The sequence below is a fragment of the Gardnerella phocaeensis genome, from assembly GCF_048545075.1.
GTDB classification, from domain to species: Bacteria; Actinomycetota; Actinomycetes; order Actinomycetales; family Bifidobacteriaceae; genus Bifidobacterium; species Bifidobacterium vaginale_J.
This window is the reverse complement of record NZ_JBKQXS010000002.1, coordinates 18,124-31,987: the sequence shown is the minus strand read 5'-3', so window position 1 is coordinate 31,987 and position 13,864 is coordinate 18,124. Positions and strand designations below refer to the sequence as shown.

The 13,864-nt window shown below is 42.0% G+C and carries 13 protein-coding genes; all 13 read left to right on the top strand.

Going from position 1 to position 13,864, the window contains the following annotated elements; translation table 11 throughout:
• The first annotated feature begins 109 nt into the window (after positions 1-109).
• The 13 genes from rapZ to ACJV2T_RS02930 all read left to right on the top strand — a co-directional run bounded on the left by rapZ (position 110) and on the right by ACJV2T_RS02930 (position 13,553).
• A complete protein-coding gene (rapZ, locus tag ACJV2T_RS02990) occupies positions 110-958 on the top strand; it encodes an RNase adapter RapZ (protein ID WP_119526791.1) in 849 nt (282 codons plus the stop codon).
• A gap of 316 nt (positions 959-1,274) precedes the next feature.
• On the top strand, positions 1,275-2,222 hold the full coding sequence (whiA, locus tag ACJV2T_RS02985; RefSeq protein ID WP_419399098.1) for a DNA-binding protein WhiA: 948 nt from the start codon (positions 1,275-1,277) through the stop codon (positions 2,220-2,222).
• 821 nt (positions 2,223-3,043) lie between these two features.
• On the top strand, positions 3,044-4,249 hold the full coding sequence (locus tag ACJV2T_RS02980) for a phosphoglycerate kinase (protein ID WP_419399097.1): 1,206 nt from the start codon (positions 3,044-3,046) through the stop codon (positions 4,247-4,249).
• Between the two features lie 217 nt (positions 4,250-4,466).
• On the top strand, positions 4,467-5,273 hold the full coding sequence (tpiA, locus tag ACJV2T_RS02975) for a triose-phosphate isomerase (RefSeq protein ID WP_415682898.1): 807 nt from the start codon (positions 4,467-4,469) through the stop codon (positions 5,271-5,273).
• A gap of 61 nt (positions 5,274-5,334) precedes the next feature.
• Positions 5,335-5,583 carry a preprotein translocase subunit SecG gene (gene secG / locus ACJV2T_RS02970; RefSeq protein WP_004119067.1) on the top strand — a complete coding sequence of 83 codons (249 nt, stop codon included), beginning with the start codon at positions 5,335-5,337 and terminating at the stop codon, positions 5,581-5,583.
• A gap of 64 nt (positions 5,584-5,647) precedes the next feature.
• Positions 5,648-6,484: an HAD hydrolase family protein gene (locus tag ACJV2T_RS02965; protein WP_419399255.1), complete on the top strand. Its 837-nt coding sequence runs from the start codon at positions 5,648-5,650 to the stop codon at positions 6,482-6,484.
• Between the two features lie 6 nt (positions 6,485-6,490).
• A complete protein-coding gene (locus tag ACJV2T_RS02960) occupies positions 6,491-7,051 on the top strand; it encodes a GNAT family N-acetyltransferase (protein ID WP_415687130.1) in 561 nt (186 codons plus the stop codon).
• A 330-nt stretch (positions 7,052-7,381) separates the two neighbouring features.
• Positions 7,382-8,755, top strand: coding sequence for an AMP-dependent synthetase (locus ACJV2T_RS02955; protein ID WP_419399096.1), 1,374 nt, complete (start codon positions 7,382-7,384; stop codon positions 8,753-8,755).
• Positions 8,756-9,134: 379 nt separating this feature from the next.
• Positions 9,135-9,653, top strand: a complete 519-nt coding sequence (locus ACJV2T_RS02950; RefSeq protein ID WP_419399095.1) for a hypothetical protein — start codon at positions 9,135-9,137, stop codon at positions 9,651-9,653.
• A gap of 112 nt (positions 9,654-9,765) precedes the next feature.
• Complete coding sequence (locus ACJV2T_RS02945) at positions 9,766-10,302, top strand: hypothetical protein (protein WP_419399094.1); 537 nt, start codon at positions 9,766-9,768, stop codon at positions 10,300-10,302.
• Positions 10,303-10,374: 72 nt separating this feature from the next.
• Complete coding sequence (locus ACJV2T_RS02940; RefSeq protein WP_419399093.1) at positions 10,375-10,956, top strand: hypothetical protein; 582 nt, start codon at positions 10,375-10,377, stop codon at positions 10,954-10,956.
• A 58-nt stretch (positions 10,957-11,014) separates the two neighbouring features.
• Positions 11,015-11,533 carry a hypothetical protein gene (locus ACJV2T_RS02935; protein WP_415686747.1) on the top strand — a complete coding sequence of 173 codons (519 nt, stop codon included), beginning with the start codon at positions 11,015-11,017 and terminating at the stop codon, positions 11,531-11,533.
• A 592-nt stretch (positions 11,534-12,125) separates the two neighbouring features.
• Complete coding sequence (locus tag ACJV2T_RS02930) at positions 12,126-13,553, top strand: ATP-binding protein (RefSeq protein WP_419399092.1); 1,428 nt, start codon at positions 12,126-12,128, stop codon at positions 13,551-13,553.
• The last annotated feature ends 311 nt before the right edge of the window (positions 13,554-13,864 follow it).

Below are 13,864 nucleotides of genomic sequence, written 5' to 3'. Positions count from 1 at the left end.
TACGCAACATACTACGCAACCTACGCAAAGTGATGTGCAACGTGATGCGCAACATACTACGCAACGTTCCGCGTCGACTAGTGTGCAACTAGCTGACGGATTTGAAGTTATGCTAATTACTGGCATGAGCGGAGCTGGGCGCTCGCACGCTGCTAACGCGTTGGAAGATATGGGATGGTATGTTATCGATAATCTTCCGCCAAAACTGCTCATACCGCTAGTAGATATGATGACTTCATCCGGTTCTAAAGTGCATAAGCTTGCTGCTGTTATTGACGTGCGTTCTAGAGGATATTTCGACGACCTGTTTGCAGTTCTTGCGCATATTGACGAACTTGGCGTAAAAACGCGAATTCTGTTTTTAGATGCTTCGGATGCTGTGCTTATTAAGCGTTACGAGTCTGTGCGTAGACCTCATCCTTTGCAGCGCGGCGGCAGACTTATTGACGGTATTTTAGAAGAGCGAGAGTTGCTCAGTCATTTGAAAGATTGCGCGGATATTATTATCGATACTTCTGCACTTAGTATTCACCAACTTTCTACAAAGCTTTACGAGGGATTGCTTGGAAAAGGCTCTTCTACGGTTTCTGTGCATATTTTCAGTTTTGGATTTAAATATGGCATGCCAATGGATGCTGATTTTGTTGCCGATATGCGATTTTTGCCGAATCCTTTCTGGGTCCCTGAATTAAGGGAGCTTACAGGTAAGGATCAAGCTGTGCAAGATTATGTTTTATCTAATCCTGCGGCAATTGCATTCTTAGATTCTTACGAAAATGCGCTTCTTACAGCTATCGACGGATTTGCTAAAGAAGACAAGCATTACGTGACTATTGCTGTAGGATGTACTGGCGGTCAGCATCGTTCTGTTGCAGTAAGTATTGAGCTTGCTAGACGTTTGAGATTGCACGGTTTGCAAGTTACGGTATCTGCAAGAGAGCTGCAGAGAAGATCGTAGTAAGTGAAAAAGTAAAGTAGCGAAAAGTAAAGTAGCGAAAAGTAAAGTAGCGAAAAGTAAAGTAGCGAAAAGTAAAGTAGTGAAATGCGATTATGAAACTAATCAATTAAAATTAATTAAAAAATTAAATAAAATTGTGTAAATTATATAAAATATAAAAATCTTGTACTAAAAGCATGTAAAGCATGTGCAAAAACCGGTAAAATGTCCAACGTATTCTGTATCACAGAAAGCCGGGCATGTCGTGTGCCACAGCATCATGCAAGTACCCAACAGCACTCATATTTTAAGAAGAACAAAAGTAGGAGGTTGTCCCTTGGCTCTTCTTGACGACGTCAAAAATGAACTCGTTTCAAACAACAATGAGCTCCCGACTGTCATTATGGCTCAAGCTGCAGCAATGATGCGCTTTGCTGGCGGCTTAAGGCCAGTAAATAATCAGGCTGTTATTCGCGCTCAGTTGGATTCTCAGCGCGCAGCTCAGTGGCTTGTTGATGTATTGAAAACTCATTTCCAGAGGGAAGCAACAATTGCTCAAGTTTCTCGTCAAACTCCTACGGGCACTGTAGTTCGCTATGACGTGGTAGTTGAGCGTGGTGCTGCAGCATTGGCTTTGCAATCTGGTCTTCTTGATCGACGTATGAGAATTGTTGCTGGTCTTGCGCCTGAGATTGTTGGTGGAAGTATCGCCCAAATCAAAGCAGCTTGGCGTGGTGCTTTCTTGGCTCACGGTGCTATTTCAGATCCTGGCAAAGCTAGCTATTTGGAAGTTGTTTGCCCAACTCATGAGGCTGCGAATGCTTTGCAAACTATGGCAGCGCGACTTGGTATTAGCGCCAAGGCTCGTCAGGTTCGTAGCTCTGAGCGAGTGACGTTGCGCGATTCTGACGCAATTGAGCGAATGTTGATTTTGATTGGCGCTCCTCGTTCTGCTCGCGAATGGACCGGTAAGCGTTCGGACGGTGAAGCTCGCGGAAAAGCAAACCGTTTGGCTAATTTCGACGATGCGAATATGCGTCGTAGCGCTAAGGCTGCTGCTGAGGCATGCGAAAAAGTTCGTCACGCATTCGATATTTTGGGCGACGATATTCCAGATAATTTGTTGATGGCTGGAAAGCTTCGTCTTGAGCATAGCGACGCAAGTTTGGAAGAGCTTGGTCACTTGGCTGATCCTCCTATTACAAAGGATGCGATTGCAGGGCGAATTCGTAGACTTTTGCAGCTTTCGGCGAAGGTTGAGAAGTCGCGTATGCAGCAGCTTTAATGCTGATTTTGCGTGATTATTGCAGAGTTAATTTTTTAATTGCGTGAGTTGTTTTTTCTTCTCGCGCTTTTTTGGTTGCGATATTCTTGAGTTTCGTCTATGAGTTTTGTAACTGATTTAGTTTTTTGGTTTTGACGAGGCTAGAAAATTTGTGTTTGCGTGCGTCCCGTCCTTCGTGCGCTCTGGCTGCTAAAAGAGTTTAGTGTGTTCGCCTATCTTTAAAGAATGTAGCTTCTCAGTCCTCTTTTAGCACTGAACACAATTTTTCCAGCCTCTCAACACATTAATCAACAACACAAAACTCATAGACTCGTGCAGAAAGTTACGCAAAATGCGTTGCCTACTAAGTGCAACTAGAGCAGCGAAATTAAGCTGCGGATGGTTTGGTGGTTGGGAGATTATTCTTGGCGTGGAGTGTGCAGCAGCATGAATGCTGGTGTTCTTTAAGCAATAAATACTCAACGTCTGCAGAGCAATACTGCTAAAGTTCACTAAGCAATAAATAATCGACGTTTGCAAAGCATTACTGCAAAGCTTCAGACGCAACGTTTGCAAAGCATTACTGCAAAGCTACAAAATCACCGTCTGCAGAGCACTGGTGCAAAGCTACAGAAACAGTTGTTGGAATTTTACCCGGCTTTTTGTTGCTGCGGGTGGTTTGGTGGTTAGGATGGATTGTTGAAGATGTGCGGTATAATTGCACCCGGCAATGTGTCGATGTTTGAGGCTGATTTTGCGTTTTGTTGAACGAAGTAAGCCGGCACGGTAAGCCAGTATGTAAGTCAAATATGGTAAGCCAATATGGTTTGGAAAGGATACCAATGAAGACACTGAAAGATTTGGGAGATTTGAGTGGTAAGCGCGTATTGGTTCGCGCTGATTTTAACGTTCCTCTCAAGGGTACGACGATTACTGATGATGGTCGTATTCGTGCTGCTTTACCAACCATTAAGGCTTTGCGTGAGCAGGGTGCTAAGGTGATTTTGATGGCTCACCTTGGTCGTCCAAAGGGTCAGGTTGTTCCAGAGCTTTCCTTGGCTCCAGTTGCGCAGCGTTTAGGTGAATTGCTCGGCACAAATGTTGTTTTGGCTGCAGATACTTACGGCGAAGATGCTCAAGCTAAGGTAGCTGCCATGAATAATGGCGACGTTGTTTTGCTTGAAAACGTGCGTTTCAACGCCGAAGAAACCAGCAAGGATGATTCCGAGCGCGCAGCTTACGCTAAGAAGGTTGCTTCTCTTGGCGAAGTATTTGTTTCCGACGGATTCGGTGTTGTGCACCGCGCTCAGGGTTCAAATTACGATGTTGCTGCCGATCTTCCAGCAGCTGCAGGCTTGCTTGTTGAGAAGGAAGTTAAGGCACTTTCTCGCGCAACTGAAAACCCAGAGCGTCCTTTGACTGTTGTGCTTGGTGGCTCTAAGGTTTCCGACAAGCTCGGCGTTATTGAGAACTTGCTTTCTAAGGCCGATCGTCTTGTTATTGGCGGCGGTATGGTGTTCACATTCCTCAAGGCTTTGGGTCACGAAGTTGGTACTTCTTTGCTTGAAGAGGATCAGCTCGAAAAGGTTAAGGGCTACATTGAAACCGCTAAGAAGAATGGCGTTGAGCTTGTGCTTCCAACTGATATTGTTGTGAATGCTGGCTTCCCAGCAGGGGATACTCCAGTTGCTCCAGAAGTAGTTCCAGCAGACGCTATTCCTGCAGACAAGATGGGCTTGGATATTGGTCCTGACTCTCAGAAGCTTTTCCACGACAAGATTGTTGACTCCAAGACTGTTGTTTGGAACGGTCCTATGGGCGTGTTCGAGGTTCCAGAGTTTGCAGCCGGTACTCGCGCTGTAGCTCAGGGCTTGGTTGACGCAACTAAGAACGGCACTTTCACTATCGTCGGCGGTGGCGATTCTGCTTCTGCAGTGCGCAACCTTGGATTTGCGGAAGATGGCTTCTCGCACATTTCTACTGGCGGCGGCGCTTCCCTCGAGTTCTTGGAAGGCAAGACTCTTCCAGGTTTGAGCGTGCTTGAGTAAATAACATTGCTTGAGTAAGTAATGTTACTTGAGTAAATAATATTGCTTGAGCATGTAGTATTGCTTGAGTAAGTAATATTTACGCGAGCAAGTATAAACTAAATATTTCCGCTTATGCCGACTTTCGATTTTATGAATCCGCTTTGTAAATCGAGGTCGGCATAACACTAATTTGCGCAATACTATTAATCTCAATCGTAAACTTTTAAGGGTGATTATGGTTTCCAAAAGAAAGCCGTTAGTCGCTGGTAATTGGAAAATGAATTTCAATCACCGCGAAGCTACGCATTTTATACAAAAATTTGCGTGGCTGCTTCGTGACGCGCATTACGACTATCACGATTGTGAAATTGCACTTATGCCTTCTTTTACTTCAATAAGAAGCGTGCAAGTTCTTGTTGAGTCTGACCATTTGCCAATATTGTACGGAGCTCAAGCTGTTTCTGTTACTGCTCAAGGTGCTTTTACTGGTGATGTTTCTGCAGATATGCTTGCAAGTCTTGGATGCTCAATGGTTATTGTTGGTCATTCTGAAAGACGCAAGTATCATCCTGAAGATGATGCAAATATAGTTGATCAAGTTCGAGCTGTGCTTGCCGCAGGAATGCAGCCAATTCTTTGCGTTGGTGAAAGTCTTAAAGAACGACAACAGGGTGTTGCGCTCGATTTTGCTGTAGGGCAGGTTCACGACGTTACGCGCGATTTGGATGCGAAGCAAGCTAAGCGTTTAATTATTGCGTACGAGCCAGTTTGGGCAATTGGTACTGGTATGGTTGCCACTGCTAAATCCGCTCAGGAAGCTGCATTGGCTATTCGTGAAGACTTGCGTGTTACGTTTGGTGACGATGTTGCAGATACTGTCCGCATTCTTTACGGCGGATCCGTGACTTCTTCTAATGCTTCAAGTCTTATTGCAGAGCCAGATGTCGATGGATTCTTAATTGGTGGCGCTTCTCTTGATGCGCAAGAACTTGCTAATATTGTGCGACTAACGGCTGCGCAAACGCGTCTAGAAACTAAATAAGCTTAAGCGGTCAAAGGTTATTATTAAACTTAACCGAGTATTGTAAAACAGGAGGTTGGTTGTGTCCACTGTGAAGATTATTTTGCAGGTGTTGCTTGTGCTCACTAGCATTTTGCTCACATTGTTAATTTTGATGCACAAGGGCAAGGGCGGCGGCCTTTCCGATATGTTCGGCGGCGGTTTAACGAAGAACGCTGGTAGCTCTGGTGTTGCAGAAAAGAACTTAAATCGTTGGACGGTTATTATTGCATTAATTTGGGTTGCTGTGATTGTGGCTTTAAACTTAATGACTAAGTTCTCGCTCATCTGAGTATTCTTTTTGAAAAGCGCATGGTCGTCAGATTGTGCGCTTTTTATTTATATAAGTGTTTAATATTATGCGTTTTTCTCCTTCTTTAGTAATTGCGGATCTTGATGGCACCATGCTTCACGATGCCGATACTTTTGAAAGTCGCTTTTTAAGCAACGAAACTGTGAAAGCAGCTAAGTGTTTGCGCGAAAACGGAATTCCTCTTGCGATTATTACGGCTCGTCCTGTCGGAAGTGCTTTTGATTTTATTCACGATTTAAATGCTCAAGTTTGTGCGTATCTCAATGGCGCGTTAATCGATTTTGATTGCGCTAATAGCACGATTTCGGAGCTTACTTCTCAGCGTGAAATAAGCACATTATTACGTTTTGGTTTTGATTCTAAGCATGCTTGCGATGTGTGTTTGCGTTTGCTTGATAAAATCCCTACGCTGCGTCTTGGTATTGTTATGAACGACGTTCGTTACACGAATTTTGACGTTCGTATGCTTTGGAGTAAGCAGGATTTTGTTATTACCGACTTTTCGAATGTGCCGCGCGGAACTGCAGACAAAATAATTATTGTTCCGCGAGATAGCGAGAAGGAGCAGCTTCAGCGCATTCTTCCGGACGATTTTTCGTTGCATATTAGCGAAGACGTTTTATGGATGCTCACGAATCCTCTTGCAAACAAGGGACATGCGCTGAACGTTATTTGCGATCGTTTGGGCGTGAAGCCTAGCCGTACTGTTGTTTTTGGTGACGATGTTATTGACATCGACATGTTCCGTGCCGGCGGTTACGGGGTAGCGGTGGCGAATAGCAACTCGCGTTTGCTTGCGATTGCGGACGAAGTTTGCGCTTCCAACAATGACGACGGCGTTGCCAGCTGGCTTAATTCGAACCTTTTTACAAGATTGTGAGTAAAAATGAGTAAGCAGATAATCGAAACGGAAAGATTAATTTTGCGCTCTTGGACTCAAGATGACGCTGAAGATTTGTTTAAGTATGCCACGGATCCAGATGTGGGTCCTATTGCAGGATGGCCTGTTCACAAAAGTATTGAGGATAGCAAATCTATTATTAAGAATGTTTTTCTTAATGCAAAAGAATGTTATGCTGTGTGCTTAAAGTCGAGTAACAAGGCGATTGGATGTATTGAGCTAAAGCTTAACGGTCATACGGATATGACTACTAGAGATGATGAGTGTGAGCTTGGATATTGGGTTGGTAAGCCTTTTTGGGGTAACGGTTATATTCCGGAGGCGGCGAAAGCTTTGATTCAGTACGGTTTTGACGGGCTTAACATGACGACTATTTGGTGCGGATATTACGATGGCAACAATAAGTCGAAACGAGTTCAGGAAAAGTGTGGTTTTGAAGCATATTGCGTGGATTCTTCCGTTGACGTGCCTCTTATGCACGAAACTCGCGTGCGCCATCGTAACGTTTTAACCAAATCTCGCTGGCGAACTCTTTCTGGCAAGTAATCACCGTTATTTTCTCAGTTTGTTGACTGAGTTTTTAACGGTGTTGTGCCTATTACTGTTATTTTCTCAGTTGGTTGACTGAGTTAGTAACGGTGTTTTGCTTATTACCGTTATTTTCTCAGATACTTGACTGAGTTTTTAACGGTGTTGTGCTTATTACCGTTATTTTCTCAGTTGGTTGACTGAGTTTTTAACAGTGTTGTGCCTATTACTGTTATTTTCTCAGTTCGTTGACTGAGTTAGTAACGCTCACTATCTTCCTGTAATACCTTTTATCCACAATGCTCAAAATTTATTGCGCAAATATTGTATCTTTGAATAATAAATTGTATGAGCAATACCAGTAACGAAATAATACGCATGATTGAAAATGCAGAAAGTAATCATCACTGCATACGACCAATTACTAGTGCGCAAAAGCAGTATGCGTATAGGTGCGTGAAAAAAGGCACTTTTGTGCGCACTTTTCGCAATCTTTACGCGCGAACTGAGTACTGGAAGAAGCTATATCCGTATGAAAAAATGCGTCACATAGCTATTTCTTTAATGGAGATTTATCCAGAATGGAAGTTCACTGGTCCTACTGCTGCTGCGCTACTTGGCTATGATATTGTGGAAAATTATGATGATGTAGAAGATGGCAGTGATAATATTCAGCGCAACTTCAGTTCTTCTGTAAGTTCAACGAAGATTTATATTCGTAGTTCTGTGCACAAGTCTGCTAACGATAATCCGTATTTGCATAGGATTATGCGAACATGCAGAGAGCAGGATGGTACAAGTGATGACGTGCGCATTGTGCAGCCGAGTCGAAATCATGGTAGACGTCTCGTTACGCTTCCGCATTCAAGTGACAGGGTAAGTTATGAGATTAGAAGTCATATTGTTGACAAGAGCACGATGCTTTTTGATGTTGCGAATACTGTGAATTTTAGGACAGCGCTGCCGATTTTTGATTCTGCTGCGCGTGATAACGTGAACTTTAACAAGGTTCTTGAGATTTGCGGTAGAAGATACGGGACTTTTGCTGGTGGACGTAGAAATGGTTGCGTTAATGAGCTTCAATACGTGGAAGACGTTTATGATGAGTACGATTCATTCAATGAAGAGTATGAAGATTTGCGTACTCGTGAGAAGAGTGTAGTTACTGCTAATTCTGCGGAGTCGTTTGCGAATGCATTCGTGGGCGGCGGGTTCGGAAAATCTGGGAGTGAGGAATATTCGCTTCTTAGGCTGCGTCGCCTTTGCTTTTTTAAGAATGGTTTAAGCGAGAATGGCGGCGAGTCTTTTGCGCGCGGCACGATGATTGATCTTGGGTTTATGGTGCCTGAGTTGCAGCATGAGTTTGTTGCGCCAAATTCTAGGGTTAAGTATAGGTGTGATTTTTTGTGGCGGGTTTCGGGCGGTGGCCTGATTGTTGGTGAGCTTGATGGGTATGACAAGTATTTTGTTGATTCGACTAATTCTACGCATGCGAATATCAACTTTAATTCTTCGTCTGATACTCAAATGTTGCGTAATTCCTACAATCAGGCCGCTATTAATCGCAATATTGATAGGCAGGCGGAGCGTGAGTCTGTGCTTTTTAGGGAGTGCGGCGTGAGTAAGATTGTGCGCTTTAATTTTGCGGATGTTGTTGGCGTTAAGAATCTTGAGCGGAAGCTTGTTGAGGCTGGTGTGCCGCGGATTATGCGCGTTGGATAATATCGAGCGCTTTTAGAACGCGCACGCTTTACCGTTTTTTCGTTACTGGCGCAGTTTGTTTTCTGCGTGCGTGTCTCATTTTGCCTACTTTCGGACACTGGCGCAGTACTGTTTCTGCGTTAGTGTCTCATTTTGCTTGTTTTGGGACACTGGCGCAGATAGCGTTCTGCGTGCGTAACGGTGTTGCGTGGCTAGCAGCGTTTTTTGGTGGTTGGAGTATATTTGTAAGTGTTGAGAGAAAATTTTGCTTTTGCTATGTTTTTAAATATTGCGAAATGCTGAGAAATATTGCGAAATATGGCGAATATAGCTAAGTGATGCAAGGTAGCGTTAAGTAGTGCGAAGTTGCGCAAACTAGCTCTAAGTAGTGATAAGGAGTGTGAAGGTGAAACGTAAGTGTAGTCTTGTTTCTGGTTGTTTAGTTTTGGTGTTTAGTTGCATGTGTAGCTTGAGCGCGTGCGGTAAGTATGTTCAAACTAATAACAATGCTAATTCTACAAGCGGTTTTTCCGTTTCCGATGACTCCAGTAGTAAGAATTTGTCAAAAAATGTATCTCTTAAAGATATAGCTAAAAAATGCAATTTCAAGTTTTGGCGTCTCGAGTCTTTGGGCTCTCATAGTTCAAATTCTGCACCTGACTCACTTACTATAGGTGAAGATCAGGATAGTTCTAGCGAAAGAGAAACCTTTAAGAGAGATTATGCTTGTGCTATAAAAAATGCCAATCCTGGAGATCCGATTGCAGAGAAATTCAGTGATAAGATAGCATCTTCAGATATCAGTTCTTTTTTCTCTGCTGATACTGATGGCTATACCAAGTATATGCCACCATATCTTAGTAGCGCATATTATATATATTCTACATACAGTGAAATAGACATAGATAAAGTTAAATAAGTATTTTATTGGCTAATTATCTGTTTAATGTCAAAAGAATATTATTGAGTTAGTTCGTATTTCATAATATCGGCATCAGACATTGATTATTAGATTTTTATATGTATAAATAATGGAGTTATTAGTAGTTGTGAGTAGAGCAAAAAAATTTATATATTTTGTAGCATCTTTATCAATAGCCTTAACAGGTTTATCTGGTTGCGGTGAGAATAATTATAAAATAAATTCTTCGAGTCCGTCGGGAGATCCTATTAAGTCGTTAGCTGCAGAGTGTGGATTAAAAGTCATGAAGGATCCTGTATATTCTAAATACAATATGGCTATTATTAAGGGTTTTAAAACGTTTAAGGATTTTAATAAAACTAAATTGTGCTTGCTAAAATCTAATATTTATACCTCAAATCAAGATAATATTAGTTTTCTTGGTTCAGATGATACTGAAAATTCTTTTAGATATTTAAACTCGGATGTTGTTGCAATTGCACAATACAATGATGATTTTAAAGATTCTAGGTTATACAACTGGTCATTGCCTTTATTAAATTGTGGTAAAAATCCCTATAAGGAAAGTTGTTCTAATTCTATTTTCATTATGACGAAAGAAGATTTAAACAAGTTCAATCTTGATCAGTTGGATCAAAAGAAATGAATATTGCGGAATTTTTTAAATATTGCAAGGTAGCGTTAAGTAGTGCGAAGTTGTGCAAACTAGCGCGAAGTAGTGATAAGGAGTGTGAAGGTGAAGCGTAAGTATAGTATTGTTTCGGGTTGTTTGGTTGTGGCTCTTGGTTGCATGTGTGGTTTGAGCGCATGTGGTGAGTCTGTTCAAAATAGTGCTACTGTTGCGGGTTCTGTTAACAATGTAACTAACCATTCTAAAAATGTAACTCTTAGAGAGACAGTTATTGCATGCAATATCCCCGAAAGTAATGTCATTGACAATGGAGCTTTCTCTGATGGCTACGCGTTAGATATGGAATATATTGACCCTGATGACGATGATACACATGATTATTCTAAAGAAATGAGGAGTAAGGCTTTTCATTTATTGACTAAAGATATTCCATGTATTCTTCGAGGATTAAATCATGATGATCCTAAGGCTTTAGAATTAGCTTCTAAAATTGAGAGAAAACTTAGCAAGTGTAATCCTGATAATCTTAAGGACTATCTTAAAGAAAATAACCTCTCGTTTATTAATTATGTTGGACGTTCGTATGTAATGATGTTACGCGTTGAGGATGATGCAGTTGAATTTCGTGTTTTAAGTTTTGATAATTTTAACAAGTATTTTTTGAAGTGATTATTAAACGTAATGGTAGTAAGTAGTTGGTTTTATTTATGCGAAGGAGTTTTTGAGTATGTTTAAGAAAGTGTTTGCATCTGTTGCAATGGCTGTTGTTGTAATGTGTTTGTGCAGTTGCGGCTCAGACGGTAATAGTGTTAAAAACAATGTAGTTAATAATATTAGTTTAGTTGCTAATAATTGTGGTATAACCGAGCTTTCTAAGGAACCGTTATATAATAAGGAAGATATTTATATAAAGAATAATTTCTCGTCTTTTGATGATTTTTATAATAAAGCAAACTGTTTAGCTGATTCTATTGCTCCGAATGATTCTGCTTTAAAAGATGAATTAAAAGTATTTAAAACTTATTATGATAAGAAGAAACCACACGTAGGTTATTATTTTCATGGAGACTACGGAGTATTCATGAGATATAACTCTTCCGATAAGTGCGGTGGAATATATAATCCAGGTATGTTTGCAAACATTAATTCCAACATCGACTCATCTAAATATTGTCGCGTTATACTCTTGATTAGTAGAGATAGTGTTAACGATATGATTCAATATGGTAACTCTCGAAAGAATTAATTAAGCATTGCTAAGTTGTAGTGCGTTTTAATTTTGCGTATGTTGTTGGCGTTAAGAATCTTGAGCGGAAGCTTGTTGAGGCTGGTGTGCCGAGGATTATGCGCGTTGGTTGATATCGAGTGCTTTTAGAACGCGCGGTGTTGTCGTTTTTCGACATTGGCGCAGATGGCGTTCTGCGTTAGGGTCTCTGGTTGCTTGTTTTGGGACACTGGTGCAGTACTGTTTCTGCGTTAGCGCGACGACCTGCTTGAGCGCAGCATAGCGCGCGCGAAAACAATTCGGATCGCTGAGCTTGCTTAGGGTTGAAAGCACGGTGTGCTTTCAACGCAATAGATGTTCATATTCGCTTATTGCTGTTATTTTCTCAGTTGGTTGACTGAGTTAGTAACGGTGTTGTGCTTATTATCGTTATTAGTGCAGCATGTTTTCTGCGTTAGTAACTTTTGAATGTACAGAGTATATGTACATGCGCTTATTCACATTAGAGTAGTAAAATGCTGATTTTGGGGTAAATTTGCGAAATAAAATTGTCGATTTTGGGGTAATCTGCTAAAATAAAATTGTCGATTTTGGGAAGAAAGGCGGAATTACAATGGTTTACGAAGGTGATAAATCAACCCTAAAATTCCCACGCAAAATCTACTCCGAAATGCTCGCCTGGAAGCGCGAGTCCAACGGTAAAACAGCGCTGCTTATCGAAGGTCCGCGTCGCGTGGGCAAATCGACAATCGTAAAAGAATTCGTCCAAAATGAATACGAAAGCTACATTATTGTTGACTTTTACACCGCATCGAAAGAAGTAAAGGAACTCTTCGACGATCTTTCGGACGTAAACTATATTTTCTTGCAGCTGCAACTAGCGTACAAAACAAGCTTAAAAGAGCGCAAATCTTGCATTGTCTTTGACGAAGTACAGCTTTGTCCTAAAGCACGTCAAGCCATAAAAGCTTTAGTAAGCGACGGAAGATATGACTATATAGAAACCGGTTCGCTAATTTCGATTCACAAAAATGTTAAGGATATTCTTATTCCGAGCGAAGAACACAAGCTGAAAATGTATCCGATGGATTATGAGGAGTTCACTCGAGCGCTTGGTGATGAAGTTACGATTCCGCTTCTGCGTAAACTATATGATTCTAAAAAGCCAATCGGTCAGGCTGCATACAGGAAGATTCTGAGAGATTTTCGTCTTTATATGCTGGTTGGAGGGATGCCGCAAGCTGTAGAAAGTTATATTGAGACTAACGATTTTAGTGCTGTGGATCAAGTGAAACGCAACATTCTTTCACTGTATGAGGATGATTTTAGGAAGATTGACGCAACTGGTAAAATTTCCGCGATTTTCGACGCTATTCCGGCACAACTCATGTCTAATACGTCGCGATACCACGTTTCTAGTGTTCTTGCTGGGAAAGGTGCGGATGATATTCTTGAGCAACTCGCACAGTTAAAGGATTCCGGAACCGTTCTCATTGCGAATCATACTTCTGACCCTTCTGCAGGAATGGCTCAATATAAGGATTTGACTAAATTTAAGCTTTTTCTTGCGGATACTGGATTGTTTGTTACGCTGGCTTTTAAGGATAAGTCGTTTACGAGCAATGATATTTACGCGCGATTGTTGAGCGGTAAGTTGCAAGCGAATCTTGGGTACGTTTATGAGAATATGGTTGCACAAATCTTGAGTGCGAATGGGCACGAGTTGTATTATCACACTTTTGCGGAGGATCTGATTGACGAAGGCGATTTCGCAAGTGGTGATGGCACAAGTGTTGGTGCTGCGATTAGTACGGAAAAGCGTGGCAGGAGCAATTACGAAATTGATTTTTTGATTGCGGAAAATAATAAAATTGTGCCGATTGAAGTGAAAAGTTCTGGCTATAAAACTCATGCTTCGCTTGATGTTTTCTCGAACAAGTTTTCTTCGCGTATTGCGCGCGAGCTGCTGATTTACACTAAAGACTATCAGCGCGTTGGTGCGATTGAATGTTTGCCGATTGTTATGGCTGAGTTTCTGTGAGCGCGACGACCTGCTTGAGCGCAGCACAGCGCGCGCGAAAGCAATTCGGAGCGCCGAGCTTGCTTAGGGTTGAAAGCGCGGTGTGCTTTCAACGCAAGCGAGGTCTGCCTTCGTCGGTAAAGACGAAGGCAGGGCAGGTTAGTGTGGTAATTTATTGGGAATTTAGTTGTGTTTTGTGTGCGCTGACGACCTGCTTGAGCGCAGCACAGCGCGCGCGAAAGCAATTCGGAGCGCCGAGCTTGCTTAGGGTTGAAAGCGCGGTGTGCTTTCAACGCAAGCGAGGTCTGCCTTCGTCGGTAAAGACGAAGGCA

What these genes read in the sequence shown, in the direction of transcription:
- rapZ (WP_119526791.1), top strand. Translation starts at nt 110, where the DNA reads ATGCTAATTACTGGCATGAGCGGAGCTGGGCGCTCGCACGCTGCTAAC.
- ACJV2T_RS02980 (WP_419399097.1), top strand. Translation starts at nt 3,044, where the DNA reads ATGAAGACACTGAAAGATTTGGGAGATTTGAGTGGTAAGCGCGTATTG.
- tpiA (WP_415682898.1), top strand. Translation starts at nt 4,467, where the DNA reads ATGGTTTCCAAAAGAAAGCCGTTAGTCGCTGGTAATTGGAAAATGAAT.
- ACJV2T_RS02960 (WP_415687130.1), top strand. Translation starts at nt 6,491, where the DNA reads ATGAGTAAGCAGATAATCGAAACGGAAAGATTAATTTTGCGCTCTTGG.
- ACJV2T_RS02955 (WP_419399096.1), top strand. Translation starts at nt 7,382, where the DNA reads ATGAGCAATACCAGTAACGAAATAATACGCATGATTGAAAATGCAGAA.
- ACJV2T_RS02945 (WP_419399094.1), top strand. Translation starts at nt 9,766, where the DNA reads ATGGAGTTATTAGTAGTTGTGAGTAGAGCAAAAAAATTTATATATTTT.
- ACJV2T_RS02935 (WP_415686747.1), top strand. Translation starts at nt 11,015, where the DNA reads ATGTTTAAGAAAGTGTTTGCATCTGTTGCAATGGCTGTTGTTGTAATG.
- ACJV2T_RS02930 (WP_419399092.1), top strand. Translation starts at nt 12,126, where the DNA reads ATGGTTTACGAAGGTGATAAATCAACCCTAAAATTCCCACGCAAAATC.